Origin of the sequence: Arthrobacter sp. NPDC089319 (genome assembly GCF_040684925.1) — a bacterium.
In the GTDB taxonomy this organism is placed as follows: domain Bacteria; phylum Actinomycetota; class Actinomycetes; order Actinomycetales; family Micrococcaceae; genus Crystallibacter.
The window spans coordinates 172,186-189,708 of the sequence record NZ_JBFBGZ010000008.1; the positions used below are offsets into that span (position 1 = coordinate 172,186).

Genomic DNA, 17,523 nt, shown 5'->3' on the forward strand with positions numbered 1-17,523 from the left:
CCGGCCGGGAGGATATTCTTCACTGCCACTCTAACTGTTCACCGCATTACAGCGCAGCCGAAGCCCCGCATGCCAGTTATTACGACGACGGCGGGCGGGCGCCGCCGTCGGCCGCCTCCGCAGCGCCCTTCCCACGGCCCGGCGCAGGGTAGCCGCGCCGCCGCGCCAAAGCCGGGCGCTCCGCCGTCGTAGTTGTCCTGTCTCCGCTTAAAAGAGGGACGCGCCGTGACAAAATTCCGCACCGTCTTGCGGGTGGCTTGAAGCGATGGCGATTAGGGTGTTGGCTTGTAACTAGCAACACGCTCGCCGTTGACCGGTGGGCGGATCAATACGCTTTAAACAGGAGGAGCACAGTGGGCGAGGCCGAAGCCGCCGCGGTAGAGAATGTGGCAGGCAATTTGGGTTTCAAGGACGGAGACCTGATCCAGGAATTCGGCTACGACGAGGACGTGGACTTCGATCTGCGCGACGACATCGAGGACCTCACCGGCTCCGAGCTGCTCACCGAGGACGACCACGACGTAGTGGACGCGGCGATCCTGTGGTGGCGCGACGGCGACGGCGACTTGGTGGACACACTGGTCGATGCGCAGACCACGCTCGCGCCGGGCGGCGTGGTGTGGCTGCTGACGCCGAAGTCGGGCCGCGACGGCTACGTGCCGGCATCGGATGTCCAAGAAGCGGCACCGACCGCCGGCCTGCACGTGACCACCTCAGCCGGTGTGTCCAGCGACTGGTCCGCGAACCGGCTGGTCAGCAAGCGGACCAACAAGTGAGCGCGGCAGCACCGCAAGTGGGCCTGCCCGCGCCCGATTTCGAGCTGGTTAACCAGTTCGGCGAACCCATCCGGCTGTCCGCGCTGCGCGGCGGCAACGTGGTGGTGGTGTTCTACCCCTTCGCGTTCTCCGGGATCTGCACCGGCGAGCTGTGCGAACTGCGCGACGACCTGGCCGCGTTCCGCAGCGAGAACGCCCGCGTGGTTGCGGTCTCGGTGGACCACAAGTTCGCGCTGCGCGCCTTCGCCGAGCAGGAAGGCTACGAGTTCGACCTGCTGGCCGACTTCTGGCCGCACGGCGAGGTGGCCAAGGCCTACGGCGTGTTCGACGAGGAATCCGGCATGGCCCTGCGAGGCACCTTCATCATCGACGCCGAGGGCATCCTGCGGCACGAAATCCGGAATCCGCGCGGCCAGGCCCGCGACATCCAGGAATACCACCGCGTCCTGAAAGAGCTCTAGCCGCCATGGAGGTGCTGGCGCCGGCGCTCGAGTTACTGGCCGGACGCCGGCTGGCCGTCTTGACCGGCGCCGGTCTCAGCACCGATTCCGGCATTCCGGACTACCGCGGCCCCACCTCGGTGCCGCGCACCCCGATGACCTACCAGCAGTTCGTCGGCGACGAGGAACTGCGCCGCCGCTACTGGGCCCGCAACCACGTGGGCTGGCGGCACATGCACCATGCCGCCCCCAACCCCGGCCATTACGCGCTGGCCGCGATGGAAAGCAACGGCGTGGTGGGCGGCCTGATCACGCAGAACGTGGACCGGCTGCACGAAGACGCCGGCAGCGTGAAGGTGATCGACCTGCACGGCCGTTTTGACCAGGTCATCTGCCTGAACTGCGGCGACGTCACCACCCGCTCCTCGCTGGCGCGCCGGCTGGAGGAGCTCAACCCCGCCTACGCCGCCACCGGGGACGCCGGCGACGTGGCCCCGGATGCCGACGCAGACGTCGCTCACACGGCCCACTTCGTGGTGGCGGACTGCCTGGTCTGCGGCGGCATGCTCAAACCGGACTTCGTCTACTTCGGCGAAAACGTGCCCAAAGACCGGGTGGCGGCCGCCTATGCCATGGTGGACCACGGCGATGCGCTGCTGGTGGCCGGATCCTCGCTGACGGTGATGAGCGGCCTGCGCTTTGTCCGGCACGCCGCCAAGCAGGGCAAGCCGGTGGTCATCATCAACCGCGGCGCCACCCGCGGCGACGATCTGGCCGACGTGAAGCTGGAAACCGGCGTCTCCGAGGCGCTGGGCTACCTGGCCGCGGAGCTGCCCGGCCGGCTCCAGCAGCCCGCCTGAACCGCCCTTTAGATCACGCGTACCGGCACGACAGCCCGCCTGCGCCCACTCCCGAAACGGACGACGGCGGTGCCGCAAGAGTGTGCCCTGGCGCACCTGAGCAGCCAGTCAGGTTTATCGTCCTATCGTGTTTATTGCCACGGAAGTTTAGTTGGCGTTCACGGCCATTTATCCGGTAGAGTAAATCCTCGTGATGTTGCGGCGGATAACGCTCCGCGGTCCCGCTTTCGACATTACAACGGGTCTTTAGCTCAGCTGGTAGAGCGCCACGTTTACACCGTGGATGTCATCGGTTCGATCCCGGTAGGACCCACCACCGAAACCCCGTGTTCCCCAGCGAGACTGCTTGGAAAGCACGGGGTTTCTTCGTCTCTATTAGCACGGCTCCGATGCTCCCAGTCGACCCTGGACGCCGGATCGTTGAATCCTGAGCAGATCTTTGGCTGCAGCCTCCCCGTTCACGTGTAACGTATGTCTCCCGGCGACGACTACATGGGGGTAGGGAAAACCGGATTGATGAGGTGACGGCCCCGCCCTCTGTGGGGGAGGGGCGGGGCCGTTCTTCAAGGCTTTGGGATGTGCCGGATGAAGTACTCGTCCGTGTGAAGCATCCGGCGGCGGCTGTGCCTGCTCTCGCGAATCCAGACCACTCCCAGCCCCGCGGCCGTATCCTCTACCCGGCCACGGTAGTAGACCACGTTGTTTTGCCCGGCTTCCACCTGGTCTCCCCGACGAAAGTGGGAAAGATCCGCCAGCCACACTGGGCTGCCGCCAAGATCCTGGTTCCGCTGCTGCTCACGTGACATGGCATCCTCCTTGGATCGAGCGATTCTCCCCATCCTGCAGGCCCGGTGTTGCAGCGGCATTTCCGGCGCGTTATTTCGAGGCAAAGGCACGATTCCTCGCAGGCGGACAAGAGGCGCCCGGGAAGCAGACGCATCGAGGGCCCAGTTCCCGCCGCTGGCCAGAACCGGCAAGTTTTTAAAGGGAAAGGCACTGTCCCGGGGAGGGACAGTGCCTTTCGGGCAGCCGTTAGATGGGGGATCAACGGGACTGCCAGGGGATCGGTGCCGCAGCGCTTGGAGATGGGGGCTCCAAGGCTTTCAAAAGGCAACCGCCTCGGGCTAGTCTGCCATGGCGATGGGCATTTCTCAACCACAATCATTGAACTTCCCAACGTGTCGTTTTGGCGGCGTGGTTCCGCGCGAAATGGCGGCACCCTGAAGGCGCTTTGCCCTCCCGAAGAGCCACCCGAAGGCTTGTTTTGCGCAGACCCTAAGCCAACGCTGAGCCGACTCTGCGTCATGCAATAACGGTTAAGCAACGGAGCTTGCGAACCCTCCACAACCACACGACTGTCTGTAAAGCTGTACCGGTCATGCTGGTTTTCGTTGGGGGCAACCTTGGATAAATTCTGCCGCGGAGCAGGCCACACGTTCATCCACACGCGCACCGTCACGTCCAGACGCTGTGCCTATTGCGGCACCCACCGCTGGCCGTGGACGGCGCCGGCCCCGGGGCAGATGACGCGGCGGGACCTGATCGAGGAAAGCGCACTGCTCCCGACAACGCAGGGCAATGGCTTCAGCCCAGAGGCCCCTCCGGCCAAGCCGCTCGACGTCGAAGCGGGCGAGGATAGCCTTGGCGCCGCTGCCGCCCCCGGTTCTCACGCCGAGGAAGCTGCCGCCGATGACACCATTGACGTCTGGCTGCGCTTCCGCCCCTCCGCCGCATCAGGCGAATGAGCGCAAGGTAACGCCTGCCCGCTTAGCCGGTGCGGCCGGTCGCGACTAGGCTTGTTGAGGAACCTCGGCCCGCTCGGGCTGTTCGCTGACGTCCCTGCCCGCGGGGACCGCCCACACTTGGAGATTCAATGAGCGCACACATCGGTGTGACAGGTCTGGCCGTTATGGGTGCCAACCTGGCACGGAATTTCGCCCGCAACGGCTACACGGTCGCCCTGCACAACCGCTCGGTGGCAAAGACGGACGCGCTGCTGCAGGCGCACGGCGACGAGGGCGACTTCATCCGCACCGAATCGCTGCAGGAGCTGGTGGACAACCTGCAGAAACCGCGGCGCGTGCTCATCATGGTCAAGGCCGGCAAGCCGGTGGATTCGGTGATCGAGCAGCTGGTCCCGCTGCTGGAAGAGGGCGACATCGTCATCGACGCCGGCAACTCGCACTACGAGGACACCCGCCGCCGCGAGGCTTCCCTGGCTGAGAAGGGCCTGCATTTCGTGGGCATCGGTGTATCCGGCGGCGAGGAGGGCGCGCTGCTCGGCCCGTCCATCATGCCCGGCGGATCCCGCCAGTCCTATGATTCGCTCGGCCCCATGCTGGAAAAAATCTCCGCCAAGTACGACGGCGAGCCCTGCTGCCGCTGGATCGGCACCGACGGCGCCGGCCACTTCGTGAAGATGGTGCACAACGGTATCGAATACGCGGACATGCAGGTCATCGGCGAGGCCTACGACCTGCTTCGCACCGGCGCCGGCCTGGAGCCGCAGCAGCAGGCCGAGATTTTCACCGCGTGGAACAAAACCGAGCTCTCGTCCTTCCTGATCGAAATCACCGCTGAGGTGCTGGCCCATACCGACGCCAAGACCGGAAAGCCGTTCGTCGACGTCGTCGTGGACTCCGCCGGCCAGAAGGGCACCGGCCGCTGGACCGTCGTCTCGGCGCTGGAGCTCGGCTCGCCGGTGTCCGGCATCGCCGAATCCGTCTTCGCCCGCGGCCTGTCCTCGCAGCGCGGCCAGCGCGCCATCGCCCAGGACGTCCTGACCGGGCACGAAGAGGACGTCAAGGTGCCGCAAAGCTTCGTCGAGGACGTGCGCCAGGCGCTGTTCGCCTCGAAGCTGGTCAGCTATGCCCAGGGCATCGACATGCTCGGCTCCGCCGCAGGCGAGTACGGCTGGGAGCTGAAGCTGGACGAGATCGCCTCGCTCTGGCGAGCCGGCTGCATCATCCGCGCTGAACTGCTGGATGACATCATGAAGGCCTACGCCGGCGACTCCAAGCCTGAGAACCTGCTCTTCGCCCCGGCCTTCGCCGAAGCCATCGGTGCCGCTGTCCCGGCCTGGCGCCGCGTGGTGGCCACCGCCGTCCAGCTGGGCATCCCTGTACCGGTCTTCTCCTCTTCGCTGGCCTACTACGACGGCCTGCGCCGCAAGCGCCTGCCCGCGGCCCTGACCCAGGGCCTCCGCGACCTGTTCGGTGCCCACACCTACGGCCGCACCGACGCCGAAGGCACCTTCCACACCCTCTGGAGCGGCGACAAGTCCGAAGTAGAAGCTGTCGACACCCACTAGGCTGCACAACACCGAACGCCCCGCACCTGCTGTTGCAGTTGCGGGGCGTTCGGTGTTTCAGGCGGTGAGTGTGAGCACATCCATCTCCAGAACGAGATGAACGCCTGGAATGAATTGATCAGTCGAGGGGGAACATCCCTCTCGCGGTGCGGCCAATGACACTGGTCATGGTTGCGTCCACCGCGCCGCCAATCACTCCACCGACGAGTGGTACACCCTTTGCCAGAGTAACGACAGAACGCTTCGTGCCGTACTTGGCCAGAAGCATGAAACCGGCCTTCTTATTGATCTCGCGAATCAAGACGATCGGGAGCTTTTTGATCGCCTCCATGGCCACCTTCTCGCCAACCTTGATTCCGACTACCTTCGCAATCTGCTGTCCATTGGAGCCCACTGCAATGAGCGTGGCCACCGTACGGACGTGGGGATCCTTCGGGTCGTACCCTCGCAGGTAGGCGATTGCTGCGGCAAGACGGGCATTGATAACGAGTGCACCCGCCATGTTCGCGGGAACGGTTACTGGCATCGCGATGAACCCACCTAGCCCGGTCACAAAGCCGTTGACGCCAGCTGCTTCGACCGATTCGACGATCAACCGCTTGATGGTCTTCTCGATATCGTCGTGCTCGTAGGGCCTGACTTTTCGTGTCGGGTCGGCGTTGGGCTCGTAGCGGGTTCCTTGGACCCGCGCCAGACGATCCTCGGCCCACATAATCGAGCCTGTCAGGGGACCGACACCTGTGTCGATCACTTTGCCGACCAGTTTGGTGAGCTGTCCAGACGCTTTCTCCGCTGTGGTGGCCGGCTTCTCCTCAGGTTCGAAATCGATCGTGTTGTCCGTAGCGATTTCTGGATCTGTAGATTGGGCCAACTTTTCATCGGCACCAGTGCTACTGCTGACCCCCGACTGAGAATCCGTTGTCATTCTTGCCCTCCAAGTTTTCTTGTTCAGGTTGCTGAGCGCGATGATCTCTCCAACTGCAAGCTTTGTTGCGCCGTTCTCCGAACTATCGGTCATCCCACGTCAACGGTTCGCTTTTATGGAGGTGAACTTTTGCGAGTCAGATCTTCCACGGTTCGGGGCGTCGTCCAGCGGCGACATGCCGAAGTATCCGCACACTCGACAGCCCACTAACAGGCCTGAGCAACCGAAGCGCACCACGACTGCTTACGGCTACAGCGGGTTGTTCTGTAAGAGCTGGCTGGGATCGCGAATGATATCGCCGCCGAAACTGGCGTGGTGCCGCCCTATGTGCGATATCGGTCCGTAATTCGCCGCTGTCTCGTCGATCATCTGGTCCGCCACCCCCACCGTGGAAAGCGCGTCCAGGGACTCGGGGTCGCTGCGTCAGAACGTGTTCGCGTCATCATTCAACGCCCAGTTCAGAAGAGAGTTATTTGGCGGAGAGAATATGGACACGATAGTCGAAGCCAAATACTTGGCCGACGGGTGGAATGAGACCTACAATAATTAACGGCCCCACACGCCCTCGACAGAGGGACGCCGTCCAGATACTGGGAACGCTGATTGCAGAGAACCAGTTGGCTATCGCATAGCCGCTGGACTGCTAATGGTGGCCCCAACCATCGTTGCTCCAATGCAGCGGACTATCGGGCAAGTGTAAAGTGGGGAAATTCCTGATGCTGTCCTTCTCTAAAAGAGTGCTCTTGTGGCCGATCTTGCTCGTGATCCTCTGCCTTGTTGCGGTTGGCGCGCTGTGGGCGATGCGTGCCGAGTTCAACATCTTTGCCTTCGGCGCGTCAGAGACCCGTAATACACAAGTCATCAACTCGATAACCCGCCAAGAACAGGTCGTTCTCCTGAGCTTGGGTGTTCAGGGCATAAGTGAAGAAAAAGTGCCCGCGGCGCGTTTCCTTGGCGTGGATGTGCCGGGAAGCGACAGGGCATCATTCATCGAGTATACCTTCAATGGCAAGCTGGGCATCGATGGAAAAGATGTGCGAATCTCGCAAACTAAGGAAGGCGAGTATCTTGTTTCTATCCCAGAATTCGTTTTCATCGGACACGACGACGTAGATTTTAAATTTGTCACTGAAAACAATGGCGCCCTGAGCTGGGTAACGCCAGAAATTGACCCGGTTGAAATGATCAACGATATTCTTGATGACGAGGCACAAGATCAGTACATTGTCTCCAACGAAGCGGTTTTGAGAGAACAAGCAACGACCTTCTACAAGAGCATCATCACAAGCATTGACTCCACCATTGAGGTTGAGTTCGAGTTCCGCGATTGACGTTACGGAAGGCTCGGCAGACTTAGGATTCCGCACCCCTGGAGCGGCTACCATACCGAGGCCGAAGCGGTCGACGCCCACTAAGGGGAACCGACCAAGGTTGCCTCTCATCGGTGATCGACCAGGGTTGCTCCGCATTCGCGTGGAGATCCTCAGCCCCGAACGCCCCAGATCTGCTTAAGCAGTTACGGGGCGTTCGCGATTTGGGATATGTTCGGACCGGCCCCGCACGTCCCGGGCCGCCCGCGCAGACTACATCATCATGTCGGGGGCCATGTACAGCCCGGGCAGCAGCCAAGGATAGGCCGGCACGAAGCACGCAAAGACAATCAGCGCGACGCCGATCAACCGGCTGAAAACGATCCCGTGACGCCAAGTCTTTTCCAGCAGGACGGCGACCGCAATGGCGGCCATCCACGCCAGGTTCATGACGCCGACGGTGATCAGCACCAGCATCAGCCCCCAGCAGCAGCCCACGCAGTACAGCCCGTGGTACAGGCCCACCCGCACGTCGCGGAACGCACCCTGGTAGCTGGAGACGTGCAGCAGGAAGGCCACCGGCGAGCGGCAGTGTCGAAGGCAAAAATTCTTCAGCGGCGTCAGTTGGTATATGCCCGCGGCCGCCAGAAGGCCGGCTCCGATCCAGGCCGCGGTGACCGGAACATCGGCGGCCAGCCGGGCGCCGAGAACGGACGCGGCATAGGCCAGGATGCCGAAACCGGTCCAGGTGAGCAGGTATCCGCCCACCAGGGCGGTAGTCCGTGCGGCCCGGATCCGGCTGTTGTTCTCGGCGCGGATGGACCTCAGGTAAGCCGACAGCAGCGGGGCCAGCGACGGCAGCATCATTGCGGTCATCATCAGCGCCCAGCCGGCTAGGAAACCGGCCAGTCCCAGCCCCATGGCGCCCGGGCCCGGCGGCATTCCGGCCGCCAACTTCACCGTGAGGTACCAGGCCAGCAGGGCGCAGCCAATGAGGGCGAGCAGACCCGGACGGAAGCGTACAACAGGAACGACGCGGCGTTGCATCCTATGCTGACCAGGCAAACGGGGCTGAGAAGGAGCTCTTGCCCGCGTTGTCCCAAGTCATCCCGAAAACGTCGACGCGCGAGGCCGTAGCCGTGCCGACGGTCAGCGGATCGGACGGGAACCCCACCCCGCTGACCTTCACGCCTTGCTCGGTGGGGTCTAGACGCGAAACGAAGTCTTCAACGGCGATGTCGACGCCGCCGCCGGCCCGGACCTGATGCCGACGTCCATTGTCGGAGTAGTTCATATCGACCTTGTCCATGCCCACCATCTCGCCTATCAGCGGAGCCGCGCCAGCCATGGGTCCGCCCCGCTGTCCGCTGAAGACAGCGCCGAGTGCCTGGGCCTGGTCTGCGGAGGCGGAGGCGTCCATCAGCACCCCAACCTTCCAGCCCCCGTCGCTCATCACGGCCGGAGTATCGGCCACAATGCAGACGGTCAGGCCGGAAACGTCGACTCGGTCAACTTCTCCTGTTTCGACGTGGAAGGCCAATGCGACCTTGCATCGTTCGTTATCCGCAGGCGCAATCATGCCCGAGGTCGAACACGGGCAGATCATGTCGCAATTGCAGTTTTCGAAGTATGTACCTTCGATGTGCCAGGACATTCGAGGCTCCCTTCAAGAGGCACCCCTCTTTGAATTGTCCTCCGCTGCAAAAAGCCGGTCAATAAGCTGAAAACGGCCCTTAGATCAACCTTGCCGGGTCGATCTACTCCGCCGGATCACCGCGGCTTCATCTCTCGCTGCGGTCCCTGTACTGGCGTCGACCTCCGCCTTGTCAGTTATGCAAAGCCGTGAGAATCGGCTGTTCTAGGAACGGAGCCAAAGTTTCGGAATACGTAGCCGTGATGTGCGAGGCGTCGAAATAGGTGACCACTGATCCGACAACGGCAGGGCACGAGCCTCCGGCGCAGAAATATTGGTCCATGTCCACGGTTTGGATCCTCGCCGTGTCCATTTCCAGTGCTGCGGCAGTAAGGGGGTCCATCCAATCCCACTCGTCCGGTGTGCCCGAACATTCCTGCGGATTGCCGGGGTTCTCGGCAAGGCAGTCCGGAATCGAATCGATGGTGTTGCCCGGGTAAGGCGGATCCTTGATCACCAGAACGTTGGCGTCGCTGTCCGACCAGCGGGACAGGTATTCCCTGTAGCCGTCAATGGCAGCATCTTCGGTGCTGTCCCACGACTCTCCCTGGACTGGAACGGACTGGCGTTCCGACGTGATGACCAGATCGAACGCATCGCCGGAAGTCTCATCCATCACCCACTCTCCATAGGCTGTGCAATTGGCCGTTTTCTCCTCGGTGTCGAACTGCAGCGGCACCGATGTCGGATTGCACATCGAGACCAAATACGTCGAGATCGTCCAATCGTTTTGTTCGGCCAGTACCTGCAGCGCCGGAAGCCAATGCCCGGCATGCGAGTTTCCGACGAGCGCCACCTTGGTCGGCCCGTCCCCGTACATGCACACGGGGCGGTCAGTAAACGGTTGGTTCGACCAGCAGCCATCCGCGTATGCATCGGACTTGTCGTCCTTGGCCAGTGCAGGCTCTGGCACTACCGGCCCCTGAGGGTCCGGATCGCATTCGTCAAAGCCCTTGGCGAGGGAGGCAGCACCGAAGCACGGATCGCCATTGCTCACCATGGCAGCGAGCTGCTGCTGGCCTTGGGATGTTCGCTGGTTAACCTCCATCAGCTGCACTCCGCCCACCGCCGTGAGCAGCACCATGCCCACTGCGGCAAACCGAAAAGTGGGCGCAAGTCCCTGCTGACTGGACGGGAACCGGAAACGGTCCTCAACGAAGGTCTTGCTTAGCCCCGCCAACACCAGCGTCGCCGTCAGGATCAGCGATTTGTCCAGCCAGCCCAGTTCACCGCCAGTGACATAAGGCAGGAGGACGATCAAGGGCCAATGCCAGAGGTAAACCGAGTAGGACACCGCGCCGAGCCACTGAACCGGTCGGTTCCGCATCAACGCAGTAGGGGAGAGCCTGCCCTCGGCACTTGCAAAGATCACCAGCGCCGTCCCCACCACCGGCAGCAGCGCGGTGTACCCCGGGAATGGAGTGGACCCCGTGTAGAGCGCGCCCGCACTGACGATTGCCGCAACACCGACCCATGCCAAGGCTGCTCTCGCAGCCTGGGGCAGACGCTGCGCCAAGGCGGGCGCAGCCAGAGCTACGAGGCCGCCGAGCCCCAGCTCCCACATGCGCGTGGGCGTGATGAAATACGCACTGCCGGGTTCAGCAGCAGTTGCGGTGATGGAGAACATCAGGGATAGGACGACGACGGCGGCCACCGCGCCGAAGAGCAGGCGCCGTGCGTTCAGCCCGCGTTTGCCCGCTATCCAGAACACCGCGAATACCAGGAGCGGCCAAAAGAGATAGAACTGTTCCTCTAGCGACAAGGACCAGAAATGCTGGGTAGGAGTGGGAGCATTCTCAGCCGCCAAATAGTCCACCGAACTACCGGCTAACACCCAGTTCTGCATATACAGTGCCGAGGAAATGATCTCCTTGGCGATCGTGCCCCACTGCGTGGGCGGTGCCAACAGCCGCGAACCGAGAGCCGTTGCGGCCAAGACGACGAATGCTACCGGCAGGAGGCGCCGGATCCTACGACCCCAAAACGCCGTCAGACCGTGCCAGTTCGCCGGCGGCCGTTTGATCAAGTGGGAGGTGATCAAGAAGCCGGAAATGACGAAGAAGACGTCCACTCCGACAAACCCGCCGGTCAACCGTTCCGGCCACAGATGGTAGACGACCACCAAAGCTACGGCTATCGCCCGTAGGCCCTGGATATCCAGACGAATTTTCGTGCCGGCCTTGGTCGCGGATGTCGTGGCTTGGGGAGGTGCAACTGCAGAGATGGGCTTGCTCCTGGGTAACGCGGTAGGTCGGTTTTGAAGCGACTAGTCTATCGAACAGCTGCCTGTCCCTGTGGAGAGGCCTGCCGCGCCGTGCCTTGCCCTCCCGCGTCATGCGTCCGCCGTCGTTCTCGAAGCGGTGTCCCCGGTGCTAAATAGTCTTCCTCCGTTGGAGCGATAGCTGCCGTGGTCGGTGCCCCGACCTATTTTCCAGCGGCGGAACCTGGGCAACGAATATTCGGCGCACAGTAGCAGGGGCCGTGTGCGGCGGGCCTGCATCTTCGGAGCCCCTCACGATTGCACACAGTTCTTTGAACGGGGCCTTGGGCATGCAGGGATATCAGCCGCTGCTATTCGCTGTCCGAAGTCAGATTTTCCGCGTATTAGCCGAAACTTTCGACGTTGTGTTGTAACCGGTCTTGGTGCCGGTAACCTTCACGCTGATCCGGTCACCGCGGTCGGCGGAAACGAGCTTGTAGGTCTTGGACGTGGCTCCCTTGATGGCTTTTGCGGAGCGGTACCACTGGTACTTCAGTTTGGTGCCGGAGGTCCAGGTGCCGGCCTTGGCCGTCAGCTTCTTCCCGACCTTAGCTGTGCCAGAGATTTTCGGCTTTACAGATTTCAGGGTTCCGGCAGCGACTTTGCTTGTCTTGGCCGAGGTTTTCGCTGCGGCCGCGTATCCGGCTTTGGTACCGGTGACCTTCACCGTGATCCGGTCGTAGCGGTCTGCAGAGACGAGCGTGTAGGTTTGCGACGTCGCGCCCTTGATGGCTTTTCCGGATCGGTACCACCGGTACTTCAGGTGGGTGCCGGAGGTCCAAGTGCCGGCCTTGGCTGTCAGCTTCTTGCCGACCTTGGCTGCGCCCGTGATTTTCGGAGTGGAGGTGGCGAGGGTGCCGGCGGCGACACTAACGGCGGCCGACTCACGGGCGGCGGTGGCGTATCCGCTCTTGGCTCCAGATATCCGGAGCTTGATGGATTTACCGACGTCGGTAGCAGTCAGTGCGTAATTAATTCCGGTGGCTCGATAGATAGGGGAGCCGTTGCGCAGCCACTGGTACTTCAGAGTAGTGCCGAGGGTCCAAGGTCCGGCTGTCGCTTTGAGCGAGTTGCCGACCTTAGCGTTACCCGTGATCTTCGGAGCAGCCGTGGTGAGAACGCCTGCCATAATTCCCGCGGATTGGCGGACGCTGGTCATGTACCCGCTCTTGGACCCTGTAACTCGTACAGAAACCTTGGAGCCTAGGTCGTGCGAGGACAGCCGATAGCTGGCGCCAATTGCGCCGGGGATGGCTGATCCATCGCGGAACCACTGGTATGAGATCAGAACCGGTTGAGGCGACCACGTGCCTGGGGTGACGTACAGCACGCTGCCTATCGCGCCTGTTCCGACGATGATGGGAGTTTCGGACATTAGCTTTGGCAGCACGGAACCGACGGCCGCCAAAGCGCTCACCAATCCAGCGCCGCAGTCCCTTGAGCAGCGGGCGATTGGACGCGCCGAATTCTTGAGGACAGCCTCAATCTGGGCGGGGGATAGGAGCGGGTTGGCGGACTTTAGCAGGGCCGCAACACTGGCCACGTGTGGTGCAGCCATCGAAGTGCCCTCCAGGATGGCGTAGCCCTCTCCAGCGGGGACCGTAGTTCCGGTGTTCACTGTTGATGGGATGCCGCCGGCGACAAACCTCGTGTCTCCACCCGGTGCCGTTACGTCGACGGCAGCTCCATAGTTGGAGTAGTCGGCGCGGTCACCGGTCGGACCAGAGGCAGCTACCGTGACAACTGCGTTGCAGCTGGCGGGTGAAAAGTTTTTGGCCGGCTCGGCTTCGTTGCCTGCCGCGACCACGACAGTGCTCCCCTTGCTAACCGCAAAGTTGATGGCGTCCTGCATGGTGGAGTCACAGGCGCCCGTGCCGCCAAGACTTAAATTGATGACATCTGCGGGGTTCTGATTCGGACTCATGCCGTCCACGCCTCCGCCGGCCGCCCAGATAACAGCGTCAGCAATGTCCGACATCCAGCCCAGGCAGGCGCCCAGCGCGCGAACAGGGACGATTTTTGCGCCGGGGGCCGCGCCTGCAACTCCGCGACCGTTACCCGCGACGGCAGCAACGATGCCTGCTACATGAGTTCCATGCCACGAAGAGTCGGAACCAGATTCATCACACCAGTCGCCATTGTCCAGCGGATCCTGATCACGTCCGTCGCCGTCCCGCGATATGTCGGGATCGGAGATGAGGTCCGCGCCGGGCAACACACTAGCTTCGAGATCGCTGTGCCGGGTCAGCCCGGTGTCGATCACAGCAACCACAGACCCCTTGCCGGTCGTCGTGTGCCACGCTTCAGGGAGGGCCAGACCGGCTTTAGTGTCAGCGAATGACCATTGTTGCTTGTAGTACGTATCGTTGGGATTGTACGCAGGGTACATCAGGACGTCCTGTTCCGCGTACTCAACATCAGGGCGGGCGGATAAGGTCTTGAGCAACTCGTTGGCTTCCACGGCAGTGAGTTCCCGGTCGGCCTCGATGACCCCGGCGCCGTCAGCCGTGGTGTGCAGTTCCTCAAGGGCGACGCCGGCGTCTGCGGCAACTTCGCGATAGGAACTGTCCCGCTCGGCGGCACTGGCCTCAGCGGTTGCGCGGAACTTGACGATGAACCGGTCTCCGCCTGCCTCCATAGATGCCGCTTGAAGCGATCCGTCATCCGGAAGTTCGGGATGACTGTCCGCTGCGGATGCGGCAGTAATCGGAAGGACAGACCCGGCTAGGAGCGAAATTGCTGCGACCGCAACGACCCAAGCTGGTACCAATCTGCGCAACGTTCCCGACATGTGAATCCTCAAGAGTTTGATGAAGGTGCCCAGTCATTGCGACTCGTCCATCGCGAGATGAGAACCCGCGCGAGTGCAATTGGACTACCTCTGCGCTACGTGCAGGCCTCCGGCCCGTTCAGCGGCGACCCGGCCAGCTTCTAAAAACGCCCTCGACATTGAGTACCAGTTAGGAGCCATGCCGTATCTTGCTATCGGCAGTTCCGATTGATTCGTTATGTCGATGGGCCAGGGCAACCGGACAATTGGCGCTCCTGTTACCGATTGGTCGTCCGCTCCGATCCGCTGGGCCGCCGCAGGGAGGCGCCCTACCGAGAAATGGGTTGTTGCTGAATGGCAACAACCCATTTCCGGTGAGCCATCGTTGACGCAGGCGGTTCCAATGAATCCCGAGCACATGTGCATCCATATCCTCGGTGACGGTACGTCCTTAGAATCCCTTCACGTATTCGACTGATCCATCGTAGAGATCGGTGATACGCCAGATTCCTCCCTTGACCGCGTGGGCTGGGACATCGGCAAACACAACCCCATAGCCGATCGAGGACGCAAGATCGACGTCCATGGGAAGCAACGGCCCCATGTCGAGGTAGGAATCTTCCACAGTGTACTCGGAGTCGTTGTAGATCAGGCCGTCGCTTCCGATGTAGTCGACTGCGATCCATTCACCGGGATCTATAGTGGACTCGCTGATATTGCCTAGGAACAGGTCAACAAAAAGATCCACTTTTCCTGGCCTGTCACTTGGATATTGACCTGGTGCAAAGAACGTCACCATCCAGTCCGGCATGCTGAAGATTTTGTCTATGGCGAAGGGATCTTGCCTAGTTGAACTTACAAAAAGCACCGTTTCTGCTGATGTGGCTTTTCCGGCCTTGTTCGTGACTATCACCCGGTAGGTGTCCAGTTCGTTCGTGGACCGTGCGGTAAAGGTGTAGTTCGCGCCAGTGGCTCCAACGATTCTCTTCCAAGTAGCGTTACCGTCAGCCCCTTGGACCTCCCGTTCCCACGCGTAGGACAGGGAGCCTCCGCTGACCTGGCTCTTGATGGTGACGGACTTCCCAGCGGTGGTCTGAATTGAGACCGGGATTTTCACTGTCGGTTTGACGACAGTGGTCACTTTCACGCTGATGGAGGTCGCTTTTCCAGCCTTATTGCTCGCTATGACCCGGTACTCGTTTACTGACTGCCCTGTGGAAGCGGTGAAGGAATGGGTGGACCTGGTGGCCTTTGAAATATTCGTCCATTTGGATCCGGCTTTACGCTGCCATTGGTAGGACACGGACCCGCCGTTGGCCTTGGCCGAAAGCGCTACTTTCGATTTTGCAGCCGCGGTCAGGTTCTTGGGCTGAGTAGTGATCTTAGGTGAGGTGACAACGCTGAGTTTGGCGCTCTTGGAAGTAGTCTTTCCGCGCGAATTTGAGACGATGGCGCGGTACTGTGCTCCGTTGAGGCTCGCGACGGCCATGACCCTCAGAGTTTTGGTTTTCGCGGAAGAGCCCGTCGCTTTGACCCATTTACTGGACTTGGGCTTCTTCACTTGCCACTGATATTTGAGCTTGCTGCCAGTTGCTTTGACTTTGAAGCTGTGAGTTTTGCCCTTAGCAACGGTTGCAGACTTCGGGCTGGTCGTGATTTTTGCTTTGCTGACCGCCGTAGTGGCCGCGATCGTTGTAGTGACGCTACGCGTGATTGGGCTCGCGCTGGCTGGAGCAACTGCAATCGGCGCAGCGAATAGAAGCGCGGCCACCAAAATTGTGGTGGCGCGCTGAAGGAGTCTTTTCAAGAATATTCCCCCAACGAGAATGAAATACAGAGTAGATGGAAGAGGCAGCTCCACGTCATGAATAAGGAGTTATCTGGATAATACTCAACAATCAGGCATTAAGCAGTCAACACCGTCATCAAGACCAGCGGAGGATCGCGCGTGGATCCTGCAACGTCACCGCCTACCGGCGAGGGGGCTGCTCTCAGCCCGAGGCACTGCCCCTAAACAACAAGCCCCCCAGTCTGCGAAAAGCCATTGCGCAATCATGCAGCGGGACGCGCTCATGTTTAAATCGTGGATAGCTTAAACGTCCACTGAGTTGGTCGCTACACCGGCAGTAGGTCGAAAACATATTGCCGGAGACGGGGGTGTAGAAAACGGTGACATCACCGGGGATACAGCCGACCCCGGGACAACCATCGGTTGTCCCGGGGCCAGCCGGAAAACGTTGTCCTGCGCTAAGAACTCCCGTTAGCGTTTTGAGGGACGGTAGCCGGCGTTGATGGCTGCGCCCTGGCTGGCGAAGCACTCTTCCGGATTGGTCCGGTTGTAGAAGCCGCCACCCGGAACGTGGTAGATCATCGAGCTGGCGTTCCCCTTGATCGGGTATCCGCTGGGGCAGCTGTTCCCGTATCCGGCAACGCTGGTGGGCTTCTTGCCTGACTTGATGGTCAACCACTGGGTCTTCGTCGCAGTACGCGTGGCCGTCGACGACGGCAAACGGTATTTCACGGTTGTCGTGACCTTGTACTTGCCGGCCTTCAAGGACGCCGACTTCTTGTTCTTAGCCACTGTCTTGTTGCCCAGCTTGACCGTCAAGGTCTTGGAAATGACCTTCACACCTTGGGCGGCCGAAACGTTCGGTTTTATAGTCGCCTTGCCGTTGTATGGAACCTTCTTGCCGGCAATCGACTTCACTGCCACGGCATTGCGAACGACCAGCTTTTGGGTCTCCCTGGTGCTCTTGGAAGAGGAATAGACCCGCTGGCCTTCCTCCATCGTGTAGGTCTTGTACTTCACGGTGGTCTTCACCGAGTACGTACCGGCTTTAAGCTTCGCCTTGGTCTTGTTCTTGACCACGGTCTTGTTGCCCTGCTTGACCGTCATGACCTTTGAGGTGACGGTGACCCAGCCGGCCGCGGAAACGGCCGGTTTCACGGTTGTCGACCCATTGACAGGCGCAACCTGAGTGGCGATCTTGTTGATGGACAGGCTCGTAACGGGCGCCGGCGTCGGAACCGATTCGTCGACGGTCGTATCAGATACGGGTGTTGTGGCCGGCAGCGGTGCCGCGTGGGCGGCGGTAACCGAACCAAAGAGGAGCGAGACTGCGGCTGCTGAGACCGCGACGCCCCGCATGAACGATGCGAGTTTCAATTTCCCCAACTTC

At 61.3% G+C, this 17,523-nt stretch carries 14 protein-coding genes and 1 tRNA gene; 7 read left to right on the forward strand and 8 right to left on the reverse strand.

Annotated features, from left to right (window positions below; all coding sequences use genetic code 11):
- Positions 1–353 precede the first annotated feature (353 nt).
- The 4 genes from AB0N75_RS13410 (at position 354) to AB0N75_RS13425 (ending at position 2,392) form a co-directional block, all read left to right on the forward strand.
- Positions 354–776 carry a DUF3052 domain-containing protein gene (locus AB0N75_RS13410; protein WP_364650574.1) on the forward strand — a complete coding sequence of 141 codons (423 nt, stop codon included), beginning with the start codon at positions 354–356 and terminating at the stop codon, positions 774–776.
- Complete coding sequence (locus AB0N75_RS13415) at positions 773–1,237, forward strand: peroxiredoxin (protein ID WP_364650577.1); 465 nt, start codon at positions 773–775, stop codon at positions 1,235–1,237. Before AB0N75_RS13410 ends, AB0N75_RS13415 begins: the two co-directional genes overlap by 4 nt.
- 5 nt (positions 1,238–1,242) lie before the next feature.
- Positions 1,243–2,076, forward strand: a complete 834-nt coding sequence (locus AB0N75_RS13420) for an NAD-dependent protein deacetylase (RefSeq protein ID WP_364650580.1) — start codon at positions 1,243–1,245, stop codon at positions 2,074–2,076.
- Positions 2,077–2,316: 240 nt separating this feature from the next.
- Positions 2,317–2,392 (forward strand) — tRNA-Val (locus AB0N75_RS13425).
- A 247-nt stretch (positions 2,393–2,639) separates the two neighbouring features.
- Here AB0N75_RS13425 and AB0N75_RS13430 read toward each other — a convergent pair.
- Positions 2,640–2,882: a hypothetical protein gene (locus tag AB0N75_RS13430; protein ID WP_364650583.1), complete on the reverse strand. Its 243-nt coding sequence runs from the start codon at positions 2,880–2,882 to the stop codon at positions 2,640–2,642.
- 597 nt (positions 2,883–3,479) lie between these two features.
- On the opposite strand from AB0N75_RS13430, the gene AB0N75_RS13435 reads away from it, so the two are divergent.
- A complete protein-coding gene (locus AB0N75_RS13435; RefSeq protein ID WP_364650586.1) occupies positions 3,480–3,821 on the forward strand; it encodes a hypothetical protein in 342 nt (113 codons plus the stop codon).
- A gap of 128 nt (positions 3,822–3,949) precedes the next feature.
- Positions 3,950–5,386 (forward strand): NADP-dependent phosphogluconate dehydrogenase, encoded by a 1,437-nt coding sequence (gndA, locus tag AB0N75_RS13440; RefSeq protein WP_364650589.1) that lies wholly within the window; start codon positions 3,950–3,952, stop codon positions 5,384–5,386.
- Between the two features lie 118 nt (positions 5,387–5,504).
- On the opposite strand, the gene AB0N75_RS13445 is transcribed toward gndA, so the two are convergent.
- On the reverse strand, positions 5,505–6,404 hold the full coding sequence (locus tag AB0N75_RS13445; protein WP_364650592.1) for an EcsC family protein: 900 nt from the start codon (positions 6,402–6,404) through the stop codon (positions 5,505–5,507).
- A gap of 608 nt (positions 6,405–7,012) precedes the next feature.
- Here AB0N75_RS13445 and AB0N75_RS13450 point away from each other — a divergent pair.
- Complete coding sequence (locus AB0N75_RS13450) at positions 7,013–7,642, forward strand: hypothetical protein (RefSeq protein WP_364650595.1); 630 nt, start codon at positions 7,013–7,015, stop codon at positions 7,640–7,642.
- A 252-nt stretch (positions 7,643–7,894) separates the two neighbouring features.
- Here the strand turns inward: AB0N75_RS13450 and AB0N75_RS13455 are convergent, their stop codons facing one another.
- The 6 genes from AB0N75_RS13455 to AB0N75_RS13480 all read right to left on the reverse strand — a co-directional run bounded on the left by AB0N75_RS13455 (position 7,895) and on the right by AB0N75_RS13480 (position 17,510).
- A complete protein-coding gene (locus AB0N75_RS13455) occupies positions 7,895–8,668 on the reverse strand; it encodes a DUF2182 domain-containing protein (RefSeq protein ID WP_364650597.1) in 774 nt (257 codons plus the stop codon).
- Position 8,669: 1 nt separating this feature from the next.
- Positions 8,670–9,275 (reverse strand): DUF1326 domain-containing protein, encoded by a 606-nt coding sequence (locus AB0N75_RS13460; protein ID WP_364650600.1) that lies wholly within the window; start codon positions 9,273–9,275, stop codon positions 8,670–8,672.
- Positions 9,276–9,447: 172 nt separating this feature from the next.
- Positions 9,448–11,538, reverse strand: a complete 2,091-nt coding sequence (locus AB0N75_RS13465; protein ID WP_364650780.1) for an acyltransferase family protein — start codon at positions 11,536–11,538, stop codon at positions 9,448–9,450.
- Between the two features lie 364 nt (positions 11,539–11,902).
- Positions 11,903–14,212 (reverse strand): S8 family serine peptidase, encoded by a 2,310-nt coding sequence (locus AB0N75_RS13470; RefSeq protein WP_364650603.1) that lies wholly within the window; start codon positions 14,210–14,212, stop codon positions 11,903–11,905.
- A gap of 583 nt (positions 14,213–14,795) precedes the next feature.
- Positions 14,796–16,205 (reverse strand): hypothetical protein, encoded by a 1,410-nt coding sequence (locus tag AB0N75_RS13475; protein WP_364650606.1) that lies wholly within the window; start codon positions 16,203–16,205, stop codon positions 14,796–14,798.
- A 399-nt stretch (positions 16,206–16,604) separates the two neighbouring features.
- Complete coding sequence (locus tag AB0N75_RS13480) at positions 16,605–17,510, reverse strand: hypothetical protein (protein WP_364650609.1); 906 nt, start codon at positions 17,508–17,510, stop codon at positions 16,605–16,607.
- Positions 17,511–17,523 lie beyond the last annotated feature (13 nt).